We start from the raw sequence: 20,900 nt of genomic DNA on the forward strand, positions 1-20,900 counted from the left end.
GTCAACTCCTGTACCTGTCCACAAACGCGCCAATGAGCACCGCGCACGCCGCATAGTCATGGCTGGTGGTCTGGGCCCGCACCCGCTCCACCTGCTCGGCGGCAAAGTACACGTCCCCGTAGTAATCGAGGCGCAGCCCCACGCCATCCGCGTCGATCTCGGGGTGGAACTGCACGCCATACACGTTGTCCCCGTATCGGATCGCCTGCACCGGGCACAGCTCCGAGGAGGCCAACACCGTGGTGTTCGCAGGCACCACGCCGATCGCGTCGTCATGCCCCACAATCGCCGGGAACGAATCGGGCAGCTGGGAGAAGATCGGGTCGGCGCGGCCGTCGTCGTTGAGATGAATGGAGACAGTGGACAGCTCCTCGCCGTACTCAGCGCTGAGCGTGCCGCCGAGCGAGAGCGCTACCGCCTGGTGACCGTAGCACAGGCCGAGGAAGGGCAGGTCCTTGGCGAGCACCTGCTTCACCACGTCGAACAGGACCTCCTCGGTGGCGATCTGATCGGGCGTCTTGGCCTCGTCTACCACACCGAAACCGTACTGCGAACCCGACACGATGATCCCCGCATAGTCCTCCGGGTCGATCTGCGGGCGCTCGGCAAGGGGAAGGTAGACGATCTCGGCGTCGGACAGGCGCCCGTCGCGTTTGACGACGGCGAACTCGTCGCGGCGGATGTCGGCCGCGAAGGCTGGGCGCGCCGCAAGGAAGGCAAACGGTTTCATAGGGACAGCGTAGCGAAGGTGTGGCGCAGTTTAGGAAGTTACGGCCCGGTAGGCCACCTCCATCGGCATGTCGATCCCCAGCCAGATCTTCTCCGCGATCGCCGCTTGGCCCAGCAGCATCCGCAGGCCTTCTACCGTTTTCGCGTCGGCCTCGCGAGCCTCGGCGATGAGGCGGGTGATGCGCGGGTGGTAGACGACGTCGGCCACCGTGTGGCGCGGCGTGATCCATCTCGCATCCACAAGCGTGTCGTCCGCAAGGCGACCCATGCCCACCGAGGTGGCATTGATGATGATGTCCGCCTCGGCGCACGCCGCCTCCAGGCCGCCACCCTCGAACGTCTGCAGCGACAGAGCGCAACCCGTGCGCTCGGAGAGCCGCGAAAGGGTGGCGCCAATCGACTCGAGCTCGGGCTTGGCACGGTTGAACACGCTCACCGCCGCCGCCCCATCGAGCGCCGCCTGGGTCCAGATCGACGACGCCGCTCCCCCGGTCCCCAGCAGCAGGATCCGGCTACCGGTCACGGGTGTGCCCTCCGCCTCGATCTCGCTCAGCAGCCCTGCGCCGTCGGTATTATCCCCGTGCGCGCGGCCACCTCGGAACGTGATCGTGTTAACCGCGTTCATCTCCCGGGCCACTTCGCTCACCGAATCCAGGTGCTCGATCACGTCCGCCTTGAACGGCATCGTGACGTTCGCCCCCGCATAGCCCAACGCGCGCATGGACGCGACCGCCACCCCGGCGTCGTCCACCTCGTGCGCCACGTAAACCGCGTTAATGCCGAGGTGGGCGAAGACCGCGTTGTGCAACTCCGGCGACTTCGAATGACGAGCCGGGTTGCCAATAATTGCGAAAACCTGGGTGCGAGCGTCCATGGCTCTACCATGCCACACGGGCACGAAAAAGGCCGGTATCTCTACCGGCCTCATCTGTGCGCGGAGGGGGACTTGAACCCCCACCCACTATACGTGGACTAGCACCTCAAGCTAGCGCGTCTGCCTATTCCGCCACCCGCGCAGGTGTGCGTTTGCAACAGGTAAGAATCTATCACCGAAGGTCACCTGCGCAAAATCTGCCGCTCACAATTCTTATGTGATCTGAGCCAAGTTGAGCGACAGGGTAAATTGGAGGCATGAATTACGTACCTGATCCGAATCGCCCCGAAGACCTCGTCCGCCAGTTCCACGAAACCTACGGCCTGCCCATCGTCACGGGCACCCCGAACGCCGACCGCGACCGGGTCCACATGCGCATGAGCCTCGTGGCCGAAGAGTTCTCCGAACTCGTGGGAGCCATCTACGGCGCGAAGGCCCGGGCCCTCATTGAGGAGGCCTACGACGCCGCCCGCGCCGCCGACGACCACACGCGCGACACCGTCCAAACTGCCGACGCGCTCGCCGACCTCACCTACGTCATTTACGGCATGGCCCTCGAACTCGGCATCCCGCTCGGCGACGTGCTGCGCGAGGTGCAGGCCTCTAACATGTCCAAACTCGGCGCCGACGGCAAGCCCATCTACCGCGAGGACGGCAAGGTGTTGAAGGGACCCGGCTTCTTCGACCCCGACATCGCGGGAGCGCTCGGGCTGTAGCGGCGCCCGGGCAAGGCGCGGGTCCTGCTCGAAAGCCGGGCGACGGCGTCGTGCGGGAGTCGACCGACGGCTGAAGCCTAAGTCCACGCACCGCTGCACTGCTTGCCACAAGGTTCCTTCATAGTCGACGCACTGCACAGCGTCATCAACTATGATTCCCTGATATTCCTCCTGCTGCTCAGCAGCCACGAGATCTTGGCAAGTGGGATCCCTGCGTCGGTTACGCCTCTTCGATCAAAGCGAGTGGAGCACCACTGGGAACGGGATCGCTGCGCAACCGACCGTATGTGCAAACGTCGATCCGTTCGCCGTCGACGAGGAACTTCGCACGCTCCGTTCCCTCTCGAACGAATCCAGCAGCCCTCGCAATATGCCCGGAAGCCGGATTGTTCACTCGGTGTCCCAGTTCCAGACGCTCAAGACCGCGCGCGTTCAGCGCCCACTGCGCAACAGCTACCGCAGCGCGGCTTGTCCAACCACGGCCACGCGCAGACTTCGTCATCCAGTACCAGAACCAGCCGCTGAGATTGGTCTCGTCAACGGTGACACACACGAGTCCAACCAGCACGTCACGTTCAGCGATTGCCCACGCCTCGTGCGGTGAATCCGCCGCGATGAGCCGATCGATGTAGCGCTCAGCGTCCTCCAGTGACGCAACATCCCCCTGCCTAGCCATGTCAGGGGACGCTGTGAATGCTTCAAACACCGCGGGCGCATCCGTAGCACGGAGTCGACGCACCACCACGTTGGCCATCAAGACCTCCCCCGCTCGGCGCGCATCCGGTCAATGAACGCCACAATCGTTTTGGGCATCCTATCAGTTGCTCCCCACTCAAACAGCAGCGTCACCAAACCCGATTCCAGCCCCGGTACCGATCGGCGTCAAAACTCACGGGCCGATCTCCCCGTGACCCGCGGTGCAGATCGTCAGCAGCGGGAGGTGTCGTGAACCTAGCGGGCGTCGTCGATGACCTCGGCGTCCTCGATGTCGTCTTCGAGCGTGAGGGCGAGGATCTTGGCCGAGAGAGAATCGAGGCGTTCCTCGAGGTGGCGCATGTTACCCCGGCGCACCTTGCCCTTCATCGAGGACACGACCGGCAGGGAGTTCTCCAACCCGTCCAGCTCGCGCCGCCACGCTGTGGCCTGCTCCGCCACGGAGGCGTTGTTCGCCGTGCCGTAAAGGTAGGTGGTCTGCTGGCGGAGCACCTCGATGCGGGTCTGCAACCGCGGCGCTCCCCGCTTCACCTTTGACACCCCCGCCAGCGCGCCGAGGCGGCCCTTGAGGCTATCGAAGAAGTCCGGGTTGTCATCCATGAGCTTGCGGATCTGCGGGCCGTACTTGCGAACAACCTCGAAGACCACCGGCCCCGCCGTCGTCGCGATCTTCAAAAGCATCTTCATTTTGCCCATGCCTGGCCCCTTTCGTCTGCCTCACATTCTAGCGTGAGGCAGGCTCCGCGTTCGAGCTCAGCAAGGCAAACAGTGCCACGACGCCAAGGCAAGCGAACGCCAATCCCAGCGCGGCCGGCCAGCGGCCCAAGTCCCACGCCAGGCCGAACAAGATTCCACCTAGCGAGGAACCGCCGTAGTAGTGCGTGAGGTATAGGCCCGATCCGATCCCCGGTTTCGGGTGCAGGCTCGTGGCGCGCCCGGACTGGATCGAGTGCATCGCGAAGAAGCCTCCGCATATGATGAACAGGCCCGGCCACAGAGTGTAGACCGTGGGCTGGATGAGCAGCGCGATCCCCAGCGCCATGGTGGCCGTGCCCGCGATCATCGCCCCGCGGGCACCAACGCGCGCGATGAGGCGGCCCGCCCGTGCTGAGGTCACCGTTCCGGCGAGGTAGCCGAGGAAGAGGAGCGATGTGACCGACGTGCCCAAACTCAGCGGCGGTTCGGAGACCCGGTAGACCACCACGTTGTACAGGCCGACGAACGTGCCCATGCCGACGAACGCGAACAGGTAGGCCAGCAGCCGCTGGCGCTTTCGCCACGGACTCTCCGGGCGCGGGGGCGGCAACTCCCCCGCCGCGCGTCCCTTCGTTGCTGGAAGGAGGAGATGGGCTAGCCCGCCCATCACGGCGGAGACGAGCGAGACAGCGGCCAGGCCGATGCGCCAGTTGTCCGTCACCTCGTTGACGAATCCGGACAGGAGGCGGCCTGCCATCCCACCCACGGTGGTGCCGGCAATGTAGAGACCGGAGACCTGGGCAACCGATGACAGCTCAACGTGGCGGCCCACCCAGGCGAGTGCCGCGGTGAAAGGCGCGCCGAGCGCGATCCCCTGCGCCACGCGCAGCGCCACAATCACGCCCCACGCGTGAGTGAGCGGGATGGCGAGCGAGACGAGCACGGCACCCGCCAGACCCCCGATGATGAGGCGCCGCTCGGACACGCGCGCTAAGACCGCTCCCCAGAACAGCACGGATATAGCCAGGCCGAACGTGGCGGCCGAGAGCAGCAGGGCCGACTGCGAGGCTCCTACCCCGAACTCGTCGCCAATCACGCGCAGCAGCGGCTGGGGCGCATACGTCAGGGCATACGCCCCGATCCCAATGCAGAACAGCGCGCCGAGCGCGCGCCCGTAGTCGGGTGTTCCGCGGCGAACAAGTTGACCCATGCCTCGGACTATACGTCAATCGCATTCATGCTTTTCTCCTTTCCTCTCTGCCGACGCTCACCCGCGTTCGCGTTAGCGGAAGTCCCGCGACGGGAGCGGGACCGCCAGCTCGAGGCGTTCGACCCCGTCGGCAACGAAGTTCATCACGTCATCCGCCCGCTCCACCACGCCGCGGATAATCAGGCCTTGGGAGGTGCGTAGCACCTTGCGGTGCTTCTCCCATAGCCCCACCGAGCACACCACGTTGAGCAAGCCCGACTCGTCCTCCAGGGAGAGGAAGGTGATGCCGGAGGCCGTGTGCGGGCGCTGGCGGTGGGTGACAATCCCCGCCACGCGGATCCGCTCCCCCGGCTCGTAGCGGGATAGGTCCGCGATACGCACCACCCCACGTTCGGTCAGCGATGGGCGCAGGAAGTCCATGGGGTGAGTGCCCACTGAGATACCCGTGGATCGCAGTTCGGCCATATTCTCCTCCACCGGGCTCATGCGGGGCAGGCGCGGCGGCGTGGCGCCCACGTGCAGCCCGGGCAGGCTGGGCTGGAAGGAATCGCCGAGCCTCTTGCCCGTGTAGGCCAGGGCCCCGGCCGCCCAGATTCCCTCCCGGCGTGTCATCCCCAGGCTGGTCAGCGCGCCGGCCGCCGCGAGCTTCTCCAGCTCCGGCGTGGTGAGCTTGGCCCGGCGGGCCAGGTCCGCCACCGAATCAAACGGGCGCTGCGCGCGGGCGGCGAGGATGCGTTCAGTGGCCCTCAAACCCTTGATGTTCGATAGGCCTAGCCGCAGGCCCCGGCGCGGATCAACGCTCACCAACGGGTGGGCTCTCACCTTCCGCTCCGGGGTGACCTCCACGCACGAGTGCTCTTCTGAAAAGCACACGTCCACCGGCAAGACGAGCACGCCGTGCCGCCGCGCGTCGGCCACCAGGGTCTGCGGCGAGTAGAAGCCCATGGGCTGGGCCGCGAGGATGCCCGCGTAGAAGTTTTCGGGGTGGTGAACCTTGAGCCAGGCGCTCGCGTAGACAAGGTAGGCGAAGGAAAAGGAGTGCGACTCGGGAAAGCCGAACTCGGCGAAGGCCTCCAGCTTGGTGTAGATCTCCTCGCGCACCCGCGGGCCGATCCCGCGCTCATCCATCCCGGCCATGAGATCCCCGCGCAGATCCCGCATCCGGTCATGACTGCGCTTGGCTCCCATCGCCTTGCGCAGCTGGTCGGCCTGTGCCGGGGTGAAGCCGGCCGCGTCGATCGCGATCTGCATGAGCTGCTCCTGGAAGAGGGGCACGCCGAGCGTCTTTTCCAGCGCGCCCTTGAGGAGCGGGTGTGCGTAGGTGACCGGTTCGCGCCCGCGGCGGCGGTTGATGTAGGGGTTGACCGAGCCGCCCTGGATCGGGCCGGGCCGAATGAGGGCTACCTCGATCACGATGTCGTAGAACGTGCGCGGTTGGATGCGCGGGAGGGTGGCCATCTGCGCCCGTGACTCCACCTGGAACACCCCGATCGTGTCCGCCGCACACAGCAAGTCATAGACCCGCCCGTCCTCCTGGTCGATGTTGTGCAAGCCCAGCGGCTGACCATCCGCAGCCCGCACGCCGCGCTCGGTGAGCTCGGTGAAGGAGATGCGTAGGGCGCTGAGCATCCCCAGCCCGAGCAGGTCGAACTTCACCAGCCCCGCCTCGGCGCAGTCATCCTTATCCCACTGCAGGACGCTCCGGCCCTCCATGCGCGCCCAGCCCACCGGGCACACCTCGATCACCGGCCTATCGCACAGCACCATCCCGCCCGAGTGGATGCCGAGATGGCGAGGCAGGCGCTGGAGCCGACCAGCGATCTGCACCACCCGTTCCGGCACCTCGGATTCGATCCCCCAGCGCAGCGCGAACCGCGCCCCGGCCTCCGACGTGATCTCTTCTCCCTCCACCTGTGAGCCCGGCACGCGCTCTTCTGCCTCCGGCGCGCGCTCTTTTACCTCCGGCTCCGATCCCGGCCGCCGCTTCGGGCTCCCGGCCAACTCCGGCGCCCGCGAGCGGGCATCGGACGCCCGGCGCTCGACCGACTTCGCCCACGCGTCCGCCTGCCCCGCGTCATACCCCAGGGCGCGCGCCGCGTCGCGAATAGCCGAACGTGGCCGATAGGTGATGACGTTGGCCACCTGAGCTGCGTGCCTGCGTCCGTAGCGGGCATAGACGTGCTGGATGACCTCCTCGCGCCGACCGGCCTCAATATCCAGGTCAATATCCGGCGGCCCAGAGCGCCCGGGCGAGAGGAAGCGTTCGAAGAGCATGCGGTGGCGCACGGCGTCCACCGCCGTGATCCCGAGCGCGAAGCAGACCGCCGAGTTCGCCGCCGAGCCGCGCCCCTGGCACCAGATCTCCTGCTCGTGGCAGAAAGAGACGATCTCGTGGACGATGAGGAAGTATCCGGGGAAGTGCAGCTGCTCGATCACCCCCAGTTCGTGGTCGATCTGCCGCCAGGCACGCGGGTGGGCCTGCCGGCTCCCGTACCGGCTAAGCGCCGCCTGCTCCGTGAGGTGGCGCAGCCAGGTGGCTTCGGTGTGACCCGGTGGGGTGGGGAACGGCGGTAGGTCCGGTGCCACGAGGGTGAGGTCAAAGGAGCACTCCTCCCCAATCTCCGCGGCCGCCGCGATAGCACCGGGATGTTCGGCGTGCAGGGCAAGCATCTGTTCGCCCGACTTGAGGTAGGCAGGCCAGGCCGGCAGCCAGCTCCGGTACTCCTCGAGTGGCCGGTTCGCACGCGTGGAGGCCAGCACGTCAGCGAGCACCGCGTCCGACGCACGGGCGGCGTGGACGTTGCCCGTGGCCACCACCCGCAGCCCCGCCTCCTTGGCCAGGGAAACAAGGAGCCGATTGCGTTCGCGATCGTAGGGCTGGTTATTGTGCGTGATCTCCACCGCCACGGACTCCGCGCCGAAGAGCGCGGTGAGGGTGGAAAGGTACCCGCGGGCGGCATCCACCGCCCACACCCCCGGCTCCCGCTCAAGCGCTCGGCGTACCCCACCCTTGCGGCATCCGGTGAGAATCTGCCAGTCCGTCGCCCCCGCCGCGAGCGATTCGAGGGTGTGAGCGGCGTGGCCCTTCTCCCCCGAGGCCAGCATCGCCTCGCCGATCGTGCGCGACAGGGCGTGATAGCCCTCCGCGCCGCGCGCCAGGACGATGAGGTGATCCCCGTCCGGATCTTTCTGCCCCGGCCGGGGCCGGCCACCCACCGTGATCTCGGAGCCGATCACCGTGGGCAGGCCGTGCCGCCGCGCCGCGCTCGCCAGCTGCACGACGCCGGGCAGCCCGTCGTGGTCCGTGAGCGCCAGGGCGCTCAGCTCGAGTTCCACCGCCCGCTCGACCAGATCGGCCGGCATCGAGGCCCCGTCGAGGAAACTGTAGGCCGAGTGCGCGTGAAGTTCGGCGTAGGGAATCATTCGTACACCCCCGCCAGCCACCACTGCCCACCCTCCCGATAGGCGAGGTAGCCGCGCCCGCGTAAATCGGCGAACTCCATCCACGCCTTGCGCTGCTCCGAGGTCGGCACCCACCACCCCGTGGCCTGCAACCACGGCCCAGCCGCCGTGACGAGCCGCTCCGGCGCCCCGCCTGCCACCAGCGCTGCGGGGCGTGGATGGGCGCACCCGTGAGCGCAGGAGAAAGTCCCCAACGCGGTGAGCGCGCAGTCGTGCCCGCGCGCGTCAAGCACCGCGATCTTCTCCGGCGCTGCCTTGACGAAGCTGGGCCAGGGTTCAGGGAGACGGCCCGGCCACGGATCGGCCCGCAGGGTATCGGAGGGCGCCTGCTCCCACAGCCGCATCTGATGCGCCTCCAGGGGGTGGCGCCCACCCACGTGCTCCGGAGCCACCACGGAATCCTCCCCCAGTAGGCTCTGAATGCGGCTCACCGCCCGCGCGGCCGCATCCGCACTGGCACGATCCGAACCCCACAGCGCGCCCTGGGCACGGCCCGCGGGCAGAATCGCGCTGGCGGCGATCGAAATGCGGGAAATCCCGTGCTGCTCCTCGGACATCCAGGCGCTCAGCTGCCAGCGCACGCGGTCAGAGATGTCCTTAGCGCTGGCCGCGTCGAGCGACCAGGCACGTCGGCGTTCCACGCTACTGCGGGTGCAGATCGTCAGCTCGCGGGCGATCACGCCCCGGAGGGTGAGGGCCTCGGCCAGCTCCTCCCCCATCTGACGTGCCAGGAAGGCCGCCTGGTCGAGGTTGGCCAACGGCGGATCCGCCTCCCGTTCCACCACCAGCTCCTGCACGCCGTAGCTTGCCCCGTCCCGCTCCGGCTCTCCCCCGTCAATCAACGACAGGACCCGCCCGGCCACCTCGAAACGGGTGAGCAGGGCAGCCCGGTCCAGCCGGCGAAGATCCCCGATGGTAAGCACTCCTAGGTTCTCCATCGCGCCGACGAAGGCGCGCATCTGCTCCCGCGATCGCGCCGTGGCCGCCCCGTGAAGGATCGCCCCGACCGGGTGGGCGTCGAGGAACGGGGGCGCGTGGCGGACGTGGGCATCCGTCCGCGCGGCCAGGATGGAGGTGAGTAACCCGTCCCCGAATCCGACGTGGGCTTCTAGACCGGTGTGAAGCGCGATGTCCCCCACCAGGTTCTCCGACAGCGCCCGCACGCTACCAGCCGCTCCCACCGGCCCACGCGCGAGGAAGGTGATGAGGCCGGGTTCGAGCACGCTGAGGTAGGCGATGTGTTCCTCGCACACCCGCACAACCCGCTCGAAACTAGCTACCTCCAGATCCGGATCTTGCCGGATGAGATGCAACCCGGAGGCGACCGACTGCGCCTGGCGCCGCTTCATCCCCTCACGCACGCCCTCCGCGTACGCCACCCCGTTGACGGCGACCACGCGGTTGGCGTAGATCGCCACCGGTTCTTCCGGCAGCGCGCGGCCGGCCATGATGGCACTGGCCACCGGCCAGTCCGGAACCCAGACACTGCCCCGCATCATGAGGCCCGGCCTCCCACCGCTCTTAGGTCGCCCTCATAGCGCGCCGGCTCCCAGCCGTCCCGCTCGTAGCGCACGGAGGCACTCCCCCAGCGCGTGGCGATCTCATAGTCAACGCCGCTGATGTGGCCCTCCTCCAGACCCCGCACCCCGACCAGCCGGCAGCGCATACCCACGGAGGCCTGCGGCCAGTTCATCGCCAGCAACAGCGCGCCCTTGGACATCGCACGCCGATGGAGCACGCGGCGCTCGCGGGCGTCAAGCGACACGTCCCCCAGCACCACCGCGTCAAAGCCGTCGATCGCGGCGCTGACCACACGGGCCCCCTGCGCCTCGATCCGTGGAACGGCAACGACCCGGCCCATATCCAGGCCCAGCCGTTCCGCGCATGCCCACCCCACGTCCGGAGCGCCGAGGAAGGCGATCCAGGCCTCCTGCCCAGAGAGGAGAGCGGCCAGGAAGGTCAGAAGGAAGGGCGAGCCTTCCACGCTGACTACCCCGCGCCGGATGAGGCCGTGCGGCAGGGCGGCTACGAGGTGGGATGGAACGGAAAAGGCATCGGAGGCCACCTCCCCGCTCAGCGTTCCTCCCGCCTGCACCTCCTGCGCCTGCACCTCCTGCGCGCGCACGACGCGCAGGCCCGCGCGCATCTCTGCCGCAGCCAGCGCTTTGCGCGCGGTTGCAAGCTTATCCATCAGCCACCCCCTTCGAACACATGTTCGATACTCATCTTAGGAGCGGCCCCCGACAAAAACTAGCCGCCGGGAAGTCCCAAGCCGCACGCACGGGCCAGAACCTGCCCACCTGTGACCTACTTCGCATATGATGGGGCCATGAACCTCGAACGACCCCTCGCGCCAGATCCCTACGAGCTTCTTCCCGCAGTCCCCTCGTTCACGCTGACAAGCCCCACGCTCACCGATGGCGGCGTCATGCCAGAATTCCACCTCGGCTTCGCGGACAACGTCTCGCCCGCCCTCGAGTGGTCCGGCTTCCCGCCAGAGACCCAAGGTTTCGCCGTCACGTGCTTTGACCCCGACGCGCCCACGCCCTCGGGTTATTGGCACTGGATCGTGCTCGACCTCGCGGACATCACCTGCCTGGAGGAGGGCGCCGGCCAGCATGACCTGACGCTCCCCGGCGCGGCGAGCCACATCCGCAACGATGCAGGCGAGTTCGCCTACTACGGGGCCGCTCCCCCGCCGGGCGACGTGCACCCGCACCGTTACATCTTCGTGGTCCATGCCCTCGATGTGCCTTCGCTCGAGCTTGACCCGGAGGACACGACGCCGGCTGCCGCGGCCTTCCACACCGTCTTCCATACGCTGGCGCGCGCTCGCCTCACGGTGACCTACCAGCGTTAGGTTCGACCAGTTGAACACCCGCGCTACACTGGGCGGGTGCTCAACTTCGTTTTCCATGAACCTAAGATCCCCGGCAACACCGGCAACGCCATTCGGCTGGCCGCCTGCACGGGCGCGCGATTGCACCTTATTGAGCCGCTCGCCTTCACCTTCGACGACGCGCACCTAAAGCGCGCCGGGCTCGACTACCATGACCTGGCCGACCTCGTCATCCACAAGTCATGGGAGGACGCCAAGGCCTACTTCGGGCCCGACCGGCGGATCTTCGCCTTCACCAGCCACACGTCCAACAACTTCGCCGACGAATCCTACCGCGACGACGACGTGCTCCTGTTCGGCACGGAGCCGACCGGGCTGCCAGAATTGGTGCTTGATGATCCGCGGGTCACCAAGTGGCTCCGAATTCCAATGCTACCCGGCCGGCGCTCCCTCAACCTGGCCAACGCCGCCTCGATCGCGGTGTACGAGGCCTGGCGTCAGCTAGGATTTACCTCCGCTTCGATGTAGAGCGCGCCCCCGCAACGAGCGTCACTCCCAGGCCGGCCAGCCCCACAGCCATCGCCGCGAAGGGCAGCGAGAAGGCGCCGGTGTTGGCCAGAACGGCCGGCGGGGTGCTCGGCTTCGGCTCGGGCGCCGGTACCGGAGTCGGTTCTGGCTTCGGCTGCGGAGCGGGAGTCGGTGTCGGCTCAGGTGTCGGCTCCGGCGTGGGCTCCGGCATGGGCTCGGGTGTCGGCTCCGGCATGGGCTCGGGTGTCGGCTCGGGTGTCGGCTCCGGTTCCGGTTCGGGCTCAACGAACACCGTCTCATCGGGCTCGAAGAACGGCATGGCTACGTTATCCTGCGGCAGGCCGGCGAAGTCGCCGTCGTCGCGGAAATGGCCGTCCACCACCACGGTGTACCAGCCGGGGCTGGGCTCGTGGTCGAAGACCACCTCGTACGTGCCGGGCTCGATGACGCTCAAGCTCACGGTTTCCGCAGCCTCCACGCCGTCCGGCACGGCCTCTTGCTCTTCGAGCTGCTCCTCGAACGGCCCGTAGAGGCGCGCGGTGAGGTCAAAGGTGGCGGGGATGCGCTCGACCTTGGGCCACTCATCGGCGCTCACGGTCACAAGATCGCGGATTGCGCCCGAGTCCTTGATGGCCGCCTTGGTCGAGATGCTCACCTTCGTCTGGCTCGGCGCGTTGCGCAGCACCGCGTTTTGCTCGATCGCGCCGCTTTCGCCGCGCATATGCAGGTCCTGGGCCACGGAGTGGTGGCCAGTGGCGAACGAGTGGCCGGGGATCTTCGAGTAGGTGACCTTGAGCGTTACCTCACCGAAGGCCGGCGCCGTGACCGCGAAGCTCTGCTGCTCGGCGCCCGTGGTGCCCGTGAGCACGGCCTCTCCCGTCGATTCCCACGTGGCGCCCGAAAGCTCAGCGCTAAACGGCACGCCCACGAGCGGCACGCCAGCCTGGCCGATCACCGTAAAGCCGCTCAACTTGCCGTCGGCGAAGGTCAGCTCTCCGGCCTTGTGCGGCCCGGCAATCTTTGCCGCTATCTCCAGTAGCTTGCGTGCCTGATCCTGCCACGCCTTCTTCGACGTCGAGGCGATCCCGCGCGAATCGGCGGTCAGCTCGTGGACGGCGAGAGTGAAGGCCTCGGGCGCGATCCCCGCCACGGCCTCGGTGCCCCATAGGTCGAACATCGCGGCGACCTTGCCGGTGTCGGAGGCACTGATCGAGGTTTTCCACCCCACCTCAGTGCCCTGCTGCGTGTAGGGCTCCCCGGCGCGGGTGAGGCTTCGGGATTCGAAGTCGGCCTTCTCCATGCCGGGCTGGTAGCTGAAGTTCAGCTGGGTGTCACCGGTGCAGATGGCGATCGGCACGTGCGGGCTCGACAGCGCTCCCCACCGGCTCGGTTCGGTTGCCACGCGCGTCCAGCTCTGCTCGCCTGCGACGGCGAACGGAACGAAAGCGAAAAGTGCGGCTGCGAGGATAAAAATAAATGATCGACGAATGATGGTGTCCATGTTTCTCCCTTCGACGAGACCATCATGTCGAGAATCGCAAGACTCCGTTTTTGCAAAGTGCCCAAATGTGGATAGAGCGTGCACGAACGGAATTGTGCATAACTTTTTTGAAGAAAACCCACGCCGGGTATACCCCGCTGACCTGCGCCGGGTAAACACGGACCATGTTCGCGTGACCGAGTATTCCCCCGCCGAACGCGCCTTTGCCTCCACCTTCGCCAAGACTCTCATCGAGCGCCGCAGGCGCATGGGGCTCACCCAGGAGCAGGTGGCGCTCGCGGCGGATATCAACCGCAATCACTACCAGCTCATGGAGCACGCCCGCGCCGACCGGCGCACGAACAGCCCGGCCAACCCGCGCATGAGTACGCTCATCAAACTCGCCAAGGTCTTCGACTGCTCCGTACCCGACCTCCTCGAGGCCGCCCTCGCCGATTACCAGGCAGTCGAGGATCGCAGCTAGGGCCGTAGCGCCCAGGCCGCCAACGCGCTCGTGGCCGCCACGTTAAGCGAGTCCACCCCGCCGGCCATAGGGATCGTCACCACGTAGTCACTCTTCGCCAGCGTCGCATGCGCGAGCCCGTCACCCTCCGCGCCGAAGATCATCGCCACCTTCTCCGCGGCCATATCCGCTGCGAACTGATCGAGCGTCACCGCGTTATCCGACAGCGCCAACGACGCTGTTACCCACCCCGCGTCGGCAAGCGCGGCGATCGCGTGAGGCCAGCCCTCGATCCGGGTCCACGGCACCTGGAAGACCGTGCCCATCGACACCTTGACCGAGCGCCGGTAGAGCGGATCGGCGCAGTGGTCGGTGACCAGCACGGCGTCGACCCCGAGCGCGGCCGCCGAACGGAAGATCGCACCCACGTTCGTATGGTTGACCAGGTCCTCCAAGATAAAAATCCGCCGGGCGTCCGGGCACTGCGCGAGGAACTCCCCCAGCCCCTGCAGCGCGGGCCGGTTCATCGAGGCGATCGCGCCGCGGTGTACCTGGAAGCCCGTGAGCTCGGTCAGCAGATCCTCGGGCACGATGAACTGCGGCACGTCGCCCGGGAAGAAATCGGCCAGGGACTCGATCCACCTTTCGGTCATGACAGCGGCGCGCGGCGTATGGCCTGCGGCCACGGCGCGCCGGATAACCTTGTCCCCCTCCGCCAGGTACAGACCGCGCTCGGTCTCCAGCTTCTTGCGCAACGCCACGTCCGTGAGGCGAAAGAAGTCATCGAGGCGCGGATCGGTCAGGTCATCAACGTAAGTGAGCACGGATCATACTTTGCCACACCGCCCGGGTACACAAAAGGTGGCCACCTCTCGGCGGCCACCTTTCGCTGTTGCTTACTCGCCTCTCTGCTCCGGCATATCCGGGTGCTGGCCGAGCTCGGCGCGCGGATCGAACGGCTTACCCGAGTGGGTGCCGGATTCCTCCGCCTCCGACGACGCCCGGGTCGCCTCGCCGCGGGCGCTCGCCAGCGCCTCATCCACGTCCTGCAGGCTCGTGGAGGCAAGCGAATCGGCGATGTCCTCGTCCAGGCCCTCGAAGTTCACGGTGACCGGCTCGTCCCCGCCACGGCCGGTGAAGCCCTTGGTGACGGCGTCGAGAGCGGCGGTGAGTTCGGTGGGGACGATCCACAGCTTCGAGGACTGCGAATCGGCGATCTGCGGCAGGATCTTCAGGTACTCGTAGGACAGCAGCTTTGGATCGGCGTTGCCGCGGTGGATGGCGTCGAACACTTGGAGGATCGCGCGGGATTCACCCTGGGCCTCGAGGATTGCCGACTGGGCCGCGCCCTCGGCACGCAGGATGGCCGACTGCTTCTCACCCTCAGCGGTGAGGATCGCAGACTGCTTGACGCCCTCGGCCGTGAGGATCGCGGCGCGGCGGTCGCGCTCGGCCTTCATCTGCTGCTCCATGGCCGACTGGACGGTGGCCGGCGGGTCGATCGCCTTCAGCTCCACGCGCGAGACGCGGATGCCCCAACGGCCGGTGGCCTCGTCGAGAACGCCGCGTAGCTGGCCGTTGATCTGGTCGCGGCCCGTGAGCGCCTGCTCCATGTCCATCGAACCGATGATGTTTCGCAGCGTGGTCACGGCCAGCTGCTCGATGGCCGACATCGGGTCGGCGATCTCGTAGGTGGCGGCCTCCGGCTGCGTGACCTGGTAGTAGATGACCGTGTCAATGTTGACCACGATGTTGTCCGACGTAATCACGGGCTGCGGCGGGAACGGCACAACCTGTTCACGCATGTCGATACGCTGGCGGACCGAATCAAGGAACGGGATGAGGAAGTGAAGGCCGGGCCGGAGGGTCTTGTTGTACTTTCCAAGACGCTCGATGATGACCGTGAAACCTTGGTGGACCTGAATGACGGACTTCGCAATGCCGACGACGACAAGCAGCGCCAGAATCGCGAGGAATGCGAGCAGAATCGTGTTTTCTGACATGATTCCTACTTTCTTTTCTAGGACTCGTTGCGGACAGGTGTAACGACCACGCGGGCGCCCTCCACGGACTGGATGACAACGGCCGAGCCCTCATCGATCGGTTCGCCGGCGCACTTCGCGCTCCAAACTTCACCGCCGATCTTGACGCGTCCGGCGTTAGCGGTGATATCCGACAGGGCCTGACCGGTCCTACCCGCGAGGGCGTAAACGTTGGATTCGCCGCGCGAGGAATCGTTGACGTGCCTGCGCGCCCACGGGCGCACGAAGGCGATACCGAGCGTAGAGATGATTCCAAAGACGACGATCTGTAACGCAAGGGCCGACGGCGACGCGAGGGAGACGAAAAGCGCCGCGAGCGTTCCGGCCGAAAACATCATGAACAGGAAATCAACGGTGATCGTTTCAACGATGAGCAAAGCTACCGTGATAATCGCCCAAATACCCCAGGCCATGGATAACCTCCTTGGTCAACTCCAGTATACGTGCAAGGCTGACGCTCGCGCCCGTCGAGCTACGACTGCCACGCCCGTGCGGTGTAACGGCCGGCGTCAAGTGAGAGATCGACGTCGACACCGAACACGGACGACAGGGTCTTCGAGGTCATGACCTCCTCGAGCTCTCCAGCGGCGGCCACCTGCCCGTCCTTGAGCAGGAGGCCGTGGGTGAAGCCCTGCGGGATGTCCTCCACGTGGTGGGTGACGAGCACGATGACCGGCGCGTAGATGCCGCCCGCCAGCTGGGACAGCGAGGTGAGCAGCTGCTCGCGCCCGCCAAGGTCGAGGCCGGAGGCAGGCTCATCCAGGACCAGCACCTCCGGGTCAGGCATGAGAGCGCGGGCGATGCCCACGCGCTTGCGCTCCCCCGAGGACAGGGTGCCCCACCGCTGATCGGCAAGCCCCGCAACACCGAGGGCATCGAGCAGGCCGAGCGCCCGCTCGTCATCGAGCTCCTCGTAGGACTCGCGCCACGTGCCCACCATGCCATAGGCCGCGCTGCGCACGACGTTGAGCACGGTTTCGGCGTCGTTGATGCGCTGGTCGAGCGCCGAGGATGCAAGTCCCACGAGCGGGTAGAGTTCGGAGACGTCGGTGTGCCCCAGCTGTTCGCCGATGATCGTCACCTTGCCCGACGTCGGGTGCATCCGCCCGGAAATGAGGCGGATGAGCGTGGTCTTGCCCGCGCCGTTCGGGCCGAGCACTACCCAGCGCTCGCCTTCGTTGACCGACCAATCAATGCCATCGATGATGTGGCGCCCGCCGCGGCGGACAACCACGTTGCTTACCTGAAGTACGTCTCCCATATCAACCAGCCTAGTTTACGGAAGGGCCGGCGCGCTCGTCGCACGCCGACCCTCCTCGCGATTGGTCCGACTCTTAGCGGCCGAGGATGTCGTCGTAGAAGGCCATGGTCTTCACCGCAATGGATTCCCACGAGAAGTGGTCTTCCACGCGCTTACGCCCGGCCTTACCCATCCCCTTGGCGCGCTCCGGATCAGCGACCATGTCCGCCAGCGCCTGGCCCAGGTCCTTTTCGAACTTGTCCGGATAAAGCGGCGTGCCCGTGCCGTCCTGCTTCTGCTCGATCGGGACGAGAGTGCCCGTCACGCCGTGATCGATGCAGTCCGGGATGCCACCGGTGGCCGTGCCAACCACCGGCAGGCCCACCGCCATCGCCTCCAAGTTGACGATGCCGAGCGGCTCGTAAACGGAGGGGGTGACAAAGGTGGTCGAGCACGATTCGAGGGCCACGATCTTGTCATGCGGTAGGTGCTCGTCGATCCAGACCACGCCGGTGCGCGTCTTTTGCAGCTCCTCCACGAGCGCCCGGGTCTCTTCCAGGATCTCCGGGGTATCCGGGGCGCCGGCGCACAGGATCACCTGCACCTCCTCCGGCACGTAGCGCAGGGCGCGCAACAGGCCCGGCACGCCCTTCTGGCGCGTGATGCGGCCGACGAAGATGATCGTGGGCTGATCAGGATCCAGGCCGTAGGAGCGGAAGTACTCGCGGGCCTTGTCCCACTCCTCCTGCGTCTGCGGGGCCTTCCAGTCATCGAGGTCAATGCCGTTGTGGATCACCCGCACCTTGTCCGGATCCACGTTCGGGTAGGCGCGCAGGATGTCGTCACGCATGCCGTTGGAGACGGCCACGATGCCGTCAGCCGCCTCGTAGGCGGTCTTCTCGATCCAGGACGAGACCTCGTAGCCGCCACCGAGCTGCTCACGCTTCCAGGGGCGCAGCGGTTCGAGGGAGTGGGCTGAGATGACGTGCGGGATACCGTACATGAGCTTGGACAGGTGGCCGGCCATGTTGGCATACCACGTATGGGAGTGGACGAGGTCCGCCTCCCCCGTCTTGTCGGCGATCAGAAGATCCACTCCCAGCGTCTTGAGCGTGCCGTTCGCGTCGGCCAGCTCAACCACATTGGTGTACCCGTGGACGCCCTCCTCCTCGCGCGGGCCATCGAAAGCGTGGACGTGAACCTCTGCGTGTGCGCGAAGAACCTTCGCCAATTCGGTGACGTGTACGCCCGCTCCGCCATACACGTGAGGCGGGTATTCGCGAGTGAGCAGATCGACTCTCATCGGGTTTCCTTTCCTAAAGATGAACGCCTCTTTAAGCCTATCGTCAAAGCTTGGGCAATTCGTTAGAACGGACAAATTCGTCGGCCCAACCGGATATGGTTAGGAATATGAGATCAAATCCACGTGTACTTGCCATTGTCCTTGCGGGAGGCGAAGGAAAGCGCCTCATGCCGCTTACGCAGGATCGCGCTAAGCCGGCGGTCCCTTTCGGCGGCACGTACCGCCTCATCGATTTTTCGCTGTCCAACATCGTCAACTCGGGCTACCTGAAGATCGTGGTGTTGACGCAGTACAAGTCGCACTCGCTTGACCGCCACATTTCCAAGACGTGGCGCATGTCGAGCCTGCTGGGCAACTACGTCTCCCCGGTCCCGGCTCAGCAGCGCGTGTCGAAGGAGTGGTTCTCCGGCTCGGCGGACGCGATCTTCCAGTCGCTCAATATCCTCGACGACGAGCGGCCCGATTACGTCCTTATCACGGGCGCGGACAACATCTACCGCATGGACTTCTCCCAGATGGTCCGCCAGCATATCGACACGGGCGTGGGGATGACGATTTCCGGTATTCGCCAGCCGATTGAGATGTCCACGTCTTTCGGCGTGATCGATACCGATCCGAACAACTCGAAGATGGTCCGCCAGTTCCTTGAGAAGCCCGCTCAGGTGGACGGCCTGCCGGATTCCCCGAACGAGATCCTCGCATCGATGGGTAACTACGTCGTCACCGCTGACGCGCTTTACCAGGTGTTGCACGAGGACGCGGACAACCTCGAGTCCAAGCACGACATGGGCGGCGACATCGTGCCGAAGTTCGTGGAGAACGGCGACTGCGGCGTCTACGACTTCACGTTCAACGACGTGCCCGGCTCCACCGAACGCGATCGCAACTACTGGCGCGACGTCGGCACGATCGACATGTTCCACGAAGCGAACATGGACCTCATCTCGGTCAACCCGATCTTCAACCTGTACAACGACAAGTGGCCGCTCTACACCGGCTACACCGGCCTTCCGCCGGCCAAGTTCGTCTACGGTCACCGCGAACGCCTAGGCCACGCGCTCGATTCGATCATCGCCCCCGGCGTCATCATCTCCGGCGGCGAGGTCCTCGGCTCGGTGCTCTCCCCGCATGTGCGTGTGAATTCGTGGTCTTCGGTACGCGATTCGGTGCTGTTCGACGGCGTCAACGTTGGCCGCAACGCCACCGTGGTCGGCGCAATCCTGGACAAGTATGTCCAGGTGGACGAGGGCGCCCAGGTGGGTATCGATCACGAACACGACCGGGCTCGTGGCTTCCACATTTCCGACGGTGGAATCGTGGTGGTCCCGAAGGGCATGCGCGTCACGATGCACTAAGCACATCGGCAGAAAGTGGGGGTAGCCTCGGGCGCCCCCACTTCGCTGTTAGTGACATGGCGAGACGTAGATGTGGCGCGGCGACTAGCCTAGAGGCATGTTGCATCGTTTCTCGCTCGTGGCCCCGCACCCCATCCCGGCATCGTTGTGCCATCATGTGCGGCTGGCGATTGAGGATGTGACCTCCGATTACGACGCGCGGCCGGTCGCCACAGTTGGCCTGCACGCCCACACCTGGCTCTTTGACGGCCCAGACGAGGACGCCCCGGGTAGCTACGGTTCGCGCTACGCTTCCCGTGCCGAGTTCTACGACGAGCTGCGCGGCCCGGCGATCGCGCTTGCGATCGATTCGGCGCTCATCGCCGGCCCGATGGCGAAGGCCGGCCCGGCGGCGATCGTCACTGATGTTGACTCCACGTTCATTACCACCGAGGTCATTGAGATGCTGGCGGCCCATGCCGGCGCCGAGGAGGAGGTCCGGGCGGTGACTGAGGCCGCGATGCGCGGTGAACTCGACTTTGCCGAGTCCCTGGCCCACCGGGTGGCCAAGCTCGCCGGCGTGAGCGAGGGGGTTTTCGGCCACGTGCTGGCCGAGGTGCAGCTGACCCCGGGCGCGCAGAGGCTCGTCAGGGCCGTCCACGCCCGCGGGGGCAGGTTCGGCCTGGTCTCGGGCGGCTTTACCGAGGTGGTCGGTCCGCTCGCGGAGCGCGAGGGGATCGACCGCTTCGTCGCGAACGGCCTCGAGGTCGAATCCGGCGCTCTCACTGGGCGCACCTACGGCCCGGTCATCGACAGCGCCGCCAAGGTCGCCGCGATCGAGGGCTGGGATCGCGAGTGGGGCATCGAACAGGATATGGTGCTGTGTGCCGGGGACGGCGCGAACGACCTGCCGATGATGCGACGCGCGGGGCTCGGCGTGGCCTTCCAGGGCAAGCCGATCGTGCGCGAGCAGGCCGACTGCGCGGTCAGCTTCCCGCGCCTGGATGCGATCGCGGCCCTCGTGGGGTGGGACATCGATGCCTAGTCCCATGTGTCCATTGCGTTTCGGGGAGCCGTGCACCCTGTGCCAGCTCTACATGACGGGCCCGGAGGATTGCCAGACCGTCAAGCTCGTCATGGAGGATCCGGAGCTGCGCGCGGAGTGGGCGGCGCGCCGGACCGAATACAACCGCGCCAAGCGGGGAGGCTCGACACAACCCCGGAACGTGGACCCACCCAGACCCATATAGCAATCGGCAACCGGTATATT

The 20,900-nt window shown here is 66.3% G+C and carries 20 protein-coding genes, 1 tRNA gene and 1 pseudogene; 7 read left to right on the forward strand and 15 right to left on the reverse strand.

The features are described from left to right. Position 1 precedes the first annotated feature (1 nt). From HMPREF3167_RS02180 to HMPREF3167_RS02190, 3 genes are all read right to left on the reverse strand, one after another. Entirely contained in the window at positions 2 to 730 is a 729-nt protein-coding gene (locus tag HMPREF3167_RS02180) for a glutamine amidotransferase-related protein (protein ID WP_062612593.1), read from the reverse strand. 30 nt (positions 731 to 760) lie between these two features. Next, a complete protein-coding gene (gene aroE / locus HMPREF3167_RS02185) occupies positions 761 to 1,603 on the reverse strand; it encodes a shikimate dehydrogenase (RefSeq protein ID WP_070445214.1) in 843 nt (280 codons plus the stop codon). Positions 1,604 to 1,660: 57 nt separating this feature from the next. Then, a tRNA-Leu gene (locus HMPREF3167_RS02190) sits at positions 1,661 to 1,745 on the reverse strand. Positions 1,746 to 1,887: 142 nt separating this feature from the next. Between HMPREF3167_RS02190 and HMPREF3167_RS02195 the strand changes: the two are divergent. Further along, positions 1,888 to 2,319 (forward strand): annotated as a pseudogene (locus tag HMPREF3167_RS02195) (hypothetical protein); the annotation flags it as partial. Between the two features lie 220 nt (positions 2,320 to 2,539). Here the strand turns inward: HMPREF3167_RS02195 and HMPREF3167_RS02200 are convergent. The 6 genes from HMPREF3167_RS02200 to HMPREF3167_RS02225 all read right to left on the reverse strand — a co-directional run bounded on the left by HMPREF3167_RS02200 (position 2,540) and on the right by HMPREF3167_RS02225 (position 10,592). Further along, a complete protein-coding gene (locus tag HMPREF3167_RS02200) occupies positions 2,540 to 3,073 on the reverse strand; it encodes a GNAT family N-acetyltransferase (RefSeq protein ID WP_070445217.1) in 534 nt (177 codons plus the stop codon). Positions 3,074 to 3,270: 197 nt separating this feature from the next. Further along, complete coding sequence (locus HMPREF3167_RS02205; protein ID WP_062612600.1) at positions 3,271 to 3,729, reverse strand: hypothetical protein; 459 nt, start codon at positions 3,727 to 3,729, stop codon at positions 3,271 to 3,273. Positions 3,730 to 3,757: 28 nt separating this feature from the next. After that, positions 3,758 to 4,939 (reverse strand): MFS transporter, encoded by a 1,182-nt coding sequence (locus HMPREF3167_RS02210; protein WP_062612601.1) that lies wholly within the window; start codon positions 4,937 to 4,939, stop codon positions 3,758 to 3,760. 72 nt (positions 4,940 to 5,011) lie between these two features. After that, positions 5,012 to 8,362: a DNA polymerase III subunit alpha gene (dnaE, locus tag HMPREF3167_RS02215; RefSeq protein ID WP_070445223.1), complete on the reverse strand. Its 3,351-nt coding sequence runs from the start codon at positions 8,360 to 8,362 to the stop codon at positions 5,012 to 5,014. Then, positions 8,359 to 9,900, reverse strand: a complete 1,542-nt coding sequence (locus HMPREF3167_RS02220; protein ID WP_070445226.1) for a DNA polymerase Y family protein — start codon at positions 9,898 to 9,900, stop codon at positions 8,359 to 8,361. The genes dnaE and HMPREF3167_RS02220 overlap by 4 nt, the downstream gene beginning before the upstream one ends. Further along, positions 9,897 to 10,592 carry a hypothetical protein gene (locus HMPREF3167_RS02225; RefSeq protein WP_062612605.1) on the reverse strand — a complete coding sequence of 232 codons (696 nt, stop codon included), beginning with the start codon at positions 10,590 to 10,592 and terminating at the stop codon, positions 9,897 to 9,899. Before HMPREF3167_RS02225 ends, HMPREF3167_RS02220 begins: the two co-directional genes overlap by 4 nt. Positions 10,593 to 10,730: 138 nt before the next feature. On the opposite strand from HMPREF3167_RS02225, the gene HMPREF3167_RS02230 reads away from it, so the two are divergent. Together HMPREF3167_RS02230 and HMPREF3167_RS02235 are read left to right on the forward strand one after the other, a co-directional pair. Next, positions 10,731 to 11,261 (forward strand): YbhB/YbcL family Raf kinase inhibitor-like protein, encoded by a 531-nt coding sequence (locus HMPREF3167_RS02230; protein WP_062612606.1) that lies wholly within the window; start codon positions 10,731 to 10,733, stop codon positions 11,259 to 11,261. A gap of 36 nt (positions 11,262 to 11,297) precedes the next feature. Then, positions 11,298 to 11,768: a tRNA (cytidine(34)-2'-O)-methyltransferase gene (locus tag HMPREF3167_RS02235; RefSeq protein WP_070445229.1), complete on the forward strand. Its 471-nt coding sequence runs from the start codon at positions 11,298 to 11,300 to the stop codon at positions 11,766 to 11,768. Here HMPREF3167_RS02235 and HMPREF3167_RS09775 read toward each other — a convergent pair. Beyond that, the gene (locus tag HMPREF3167_RS09775) at positions 11,749 to 13,269 is read right to left on the reverse strand and encodes a hypothetical protein (RefSeq protein ID WP_070445232.1); all 1,521 of its coding nucleotides are present in this window, start codon (positions 13,267 to 13,269) and stop codon (positions 11,749 to 11,751) included. The two genes, HMPREF3167_RS02235 and HMPREF3167_RS09775, sit on opposite strands and share 20 nt — an antisense overlap. A gap of 172 nt (positions 13,270 to 13,441) precedes the next feature. On the opposite strand from HMPREF3167_RS09775, the gene HMPREF3167_RS09780 reads away from it, so the two are divergent. Next, positions 13,442 to 13,732, forward strand: coding sequence for a helix-turn-helix transcriptional regulator (locus tag HMPREF3167_RS09780; RefSeq protein WP_062612613.1), 291 nt, complete (start codon positions 13,442 to 13,444; stop codon positions 13,730 to 13,732). Here HMPREF3167_RS09780 and HMPREF3167_RS02250 read toward each other — a convergent pair. The 5 genes from HMPREF3167_RS02250 to glgA all read right to left on the reverse strand — a co-directional run bounded on the left by HMPREF3167_RS02250 (position 13,729) and on the right by glgA (position 18,296). Then, positions 13,729 to 14,535, reverse strand: coding sequence for a TrmH family RNA methyltransferase (locus HMPREF3167_RS02250; RefSeq protein WP_070445236.1), 807 nt, complete (start codon positions 14,533 to 14,535; stop codon positions 13,729 to 13,731). The two genes, HMPREF3167_RS09780 and HMPREF3167_RS02250, sit on opposite strands and share 4 nt — an antisense overlap. A 72-nt stretch (positions 14,536 to 14,607) precedes the next feature. Next, positions 14,608 to 15,714 carry an SPFH domain-containing protein gene (locus HMPREF3167_RS02255; RefSeq protein WP_062612618.1) on the reverse strand — a complete coding sequence of 369 codons (1,107 nt, stop codon included), beginning with the start codon at positions 15,712 to 15,714 and terminating at the stop codon, positions 14,608 to 14,610. A gap of 17 nt (positions 15,715 to 15,731) precedes the next feature. After that, the gene (locus tag HMPREF3167_RS02260) at positions 15,732 to 16,166 is read right to left on the reverse strand and encodes an NfeD family protein (protein WP_062612621.1); all 435 of its coding nucleotides are present in this window, start codon (positions 16,164 to 16,166) and stop codon (positions 15,732 to 15,734) included. A 59-nt stretch (positions 16,167 to 16,225) separates the two neighbouring features. Beyond that, the gene (locus HMPREF3167_RS02265) at positions 16,226 to 17,014 is read right to left on the reverse strand and encodes an ABC transporter ATP-binding protein (RefSeq protein WP_070445239.1); all 789 of its coding nucleotides are present in this window, start codon (positions 17,012 to 17,014) and stop codon (positions 16,226 to 16,228) included. Positions 17,015 to 17,087: 73 nt separating this feature from the next. After that, a complete protein-coding gene (gene glgA, locus HMPREF3167_RS02270) occupies positions 17,088 to 18,296 on the reverse strand; it encodes a glycogen synthase (protein ID WP_070445244.1) in 1,209 nt (402 codons plus the stop codon). Between the two features lie 107 nt (positions 18,297 to 18,403). On the opposite strand from glgA, the gene glgC reads away from it, so the two are divergent. The 3 genes from glgC to HMPREF3167_RS09345 all read left to right on the forward strand — a co-directional run bounded on the left by glgC (position 18,404) and on the right by HMPREF3167_RS09345 (position 20,880). Next, a complete protein-coding gene (gene glgC, locus HMPREF3167_RS02275; protein ID WP_062612629.1) occupies positions 18,404 to 19,651 on the forward strand; it encodes a glucose-1-phosphate adenylyltransferase in 1,248 nt (415 codons plus the stop codon). Positions 19,652 to 19,748: 97 nt separating this feature from the next. Next, positions 19,749 to 20,675, forward strand: coding sequence for a phosphoserine phosphatase SerB (serB, locus tag HMPREF3167_RS02280; protein ID WP_236698634.1), 927 nt, complete (start codon positions 19,749 to 19,751; stop codon positions 20,673 to 20,675). A 4-nt stretch (positions 20,676 to 20,679) separates the two neighbouring features. Further along, the gene (locus tag HMPREF3167_RS09345; RefSeq protein ID WP_168160815.1) at positions 20,680 to 20,880 is read left to right on the forward strand and encodes a DUF6767 domain-containing protein; all 201 of its coding nucleotides are present in this window, start codon (positions 20,680 to 20,682) and stop codon (positions 20,878 to 20,880) included. Positions 20,881 to 20,900 lie beyond the last annotated feature (20 nt).

The sequence above is a fragment of the Trueperella sp. HMSC08B05 genome, from assembly GCF_001808405.1.
Lineage (GTDB): Bacteria > Actinomycetota > Actinomycetes > Actinomycetales > Actinomycetaceae > Trueperella > Trueperella bernardiae.

What these genes read in the sequence shown, in the direction of transcription:
- HMPREF3167_RS02180 (WP_062612593.1), bottom strand. Translation starts at nt 730, where the DNA reads ATGAAACCGTTTGCCTTCCTTGCGGCGCGCCCAGCCTTCGCGGCCGAC.
- aroE (WP_070445214.1), bottom strand. Translation starts at nt 1,603, where the DNA reads ATGGACGCTCGCACCCAGGTTTTCGCAATTATTGGCAACCCGGCTCGT.
- HMPREF3167_RS02200 (WP_070445217.1), bottom strand. Translation starts at nt 3,073, where the DNA reads ATGGCCAACGTGGTGGTGCGTCGACTCCGTGCTACGGATGCGCCCGCG.
- HMPREF3167_RS02205 (WP_062612600.1), bottom strand. Translation starts at nt 3,729, where the DNA reads ATGGGCAAAATGAAGATGCTTTTGAAGATCGCGACGACGGCGGGGCCG.
- HMPREF3167_RS02210 (WP_062612601.1), bottom strand. Translation starts at nt 4,939, where the DNA reads ATGGGTCAACTTGTTCGCCGCGGAACACCCGACTACGGGCGCGCGCTC.
- dnaE (WP_070445223.1), bottom strand. Translation starts at nt 8,362, where the DNA reads ATGATTCCCTACGCCGAACTTCACGCGCACTCGGCCTACAGTTTCCTC.
- HMPREF3167_RS02220 (WP_070445226.1), bottom strand. Translation starts at nt 9,900, where the DNA reads ATGATGCGGGGCAGTGTCTGGGTTCCGGACTGGCCGGTGGCCAGTGCC.
- HMPREF3167_RS02225 (WP_062612605.1), bottom strand. Translation starts at nt 10,592, where the DNA reads ATGGATAAGCTTGCAACCGCGCGCAAAGCGCTGGCTGCGGCAGAGATG.
- HMPREF3167_RS02230 (WP_062612606.1), top strand. Translation starts at nt 10,731, where the DNA reads ATGAACCTCGAACGACCCCTCGCGCCAGATCCCTACGAGCTTCTTCCC.
- HMPREF3167_RS09775 (WP_070445232.1), bottom strand. Translation starts at nt 13,269, where the DNA reads ATGGACACCATCATTCGTCGATCATTTATTTTTATCCTCGCAGCCGCA.
- HMPREF3167_RS02255 (WP_062612618.1), bottom strand. Translation starts at nt 15,714, where the DNA reads ATGTCAGAAAACACGATTCTGCTCGCATTCCTCGCGATTCTGGCGCTG.
- HMPREF3167_RS02260 (WP_062612621.1), bottom strand. Translation starts at nt 16,166, where the DNA reads ATGGCCTGGGGTATTTGGGCGATTATCACGGTAGCTTTGCTCATCGTT.
- HMPREF3167_RS02265 (WP_070445239.1), bottom strand. Translation starts at nt 17,014, where the DNA reads ATGGGAGACGTACTTCAGGTAAGCAACGTGGTTGTCCGCCGCGGCGGG.
- glgA (WP_070445244.1), bottom strand. Translation starts at nt 18,296, where the DNA reads ATGAGAGTCGATCTGCTCACTCGCGAATACCCGCCTCACGTGTATGGC.
- glgC (WP_062612629.1), top strand. Translation starts at nt 18,404, where the DNA reads ATGAGATCAAATCCACGTGTACTTGCCATTGTCCTTGCGGGAGGCGAA.
- serB (WP_236698634.1), top strand. Translation starts at nt 19,749, where the DNA reads ATGTTGCATCGTTTCTCGCTCGTGGCCCCGCACCCCATCCCGGCATCG.
- HMPREF3167_RS09345 (WP_168160815.1), top strand. Translation starts at nt 20,680, where the DNA reads ATGTGTCCATTGCGTTTCGGGGAGCCGTGCACCCTGTGCCAGCTCTAC.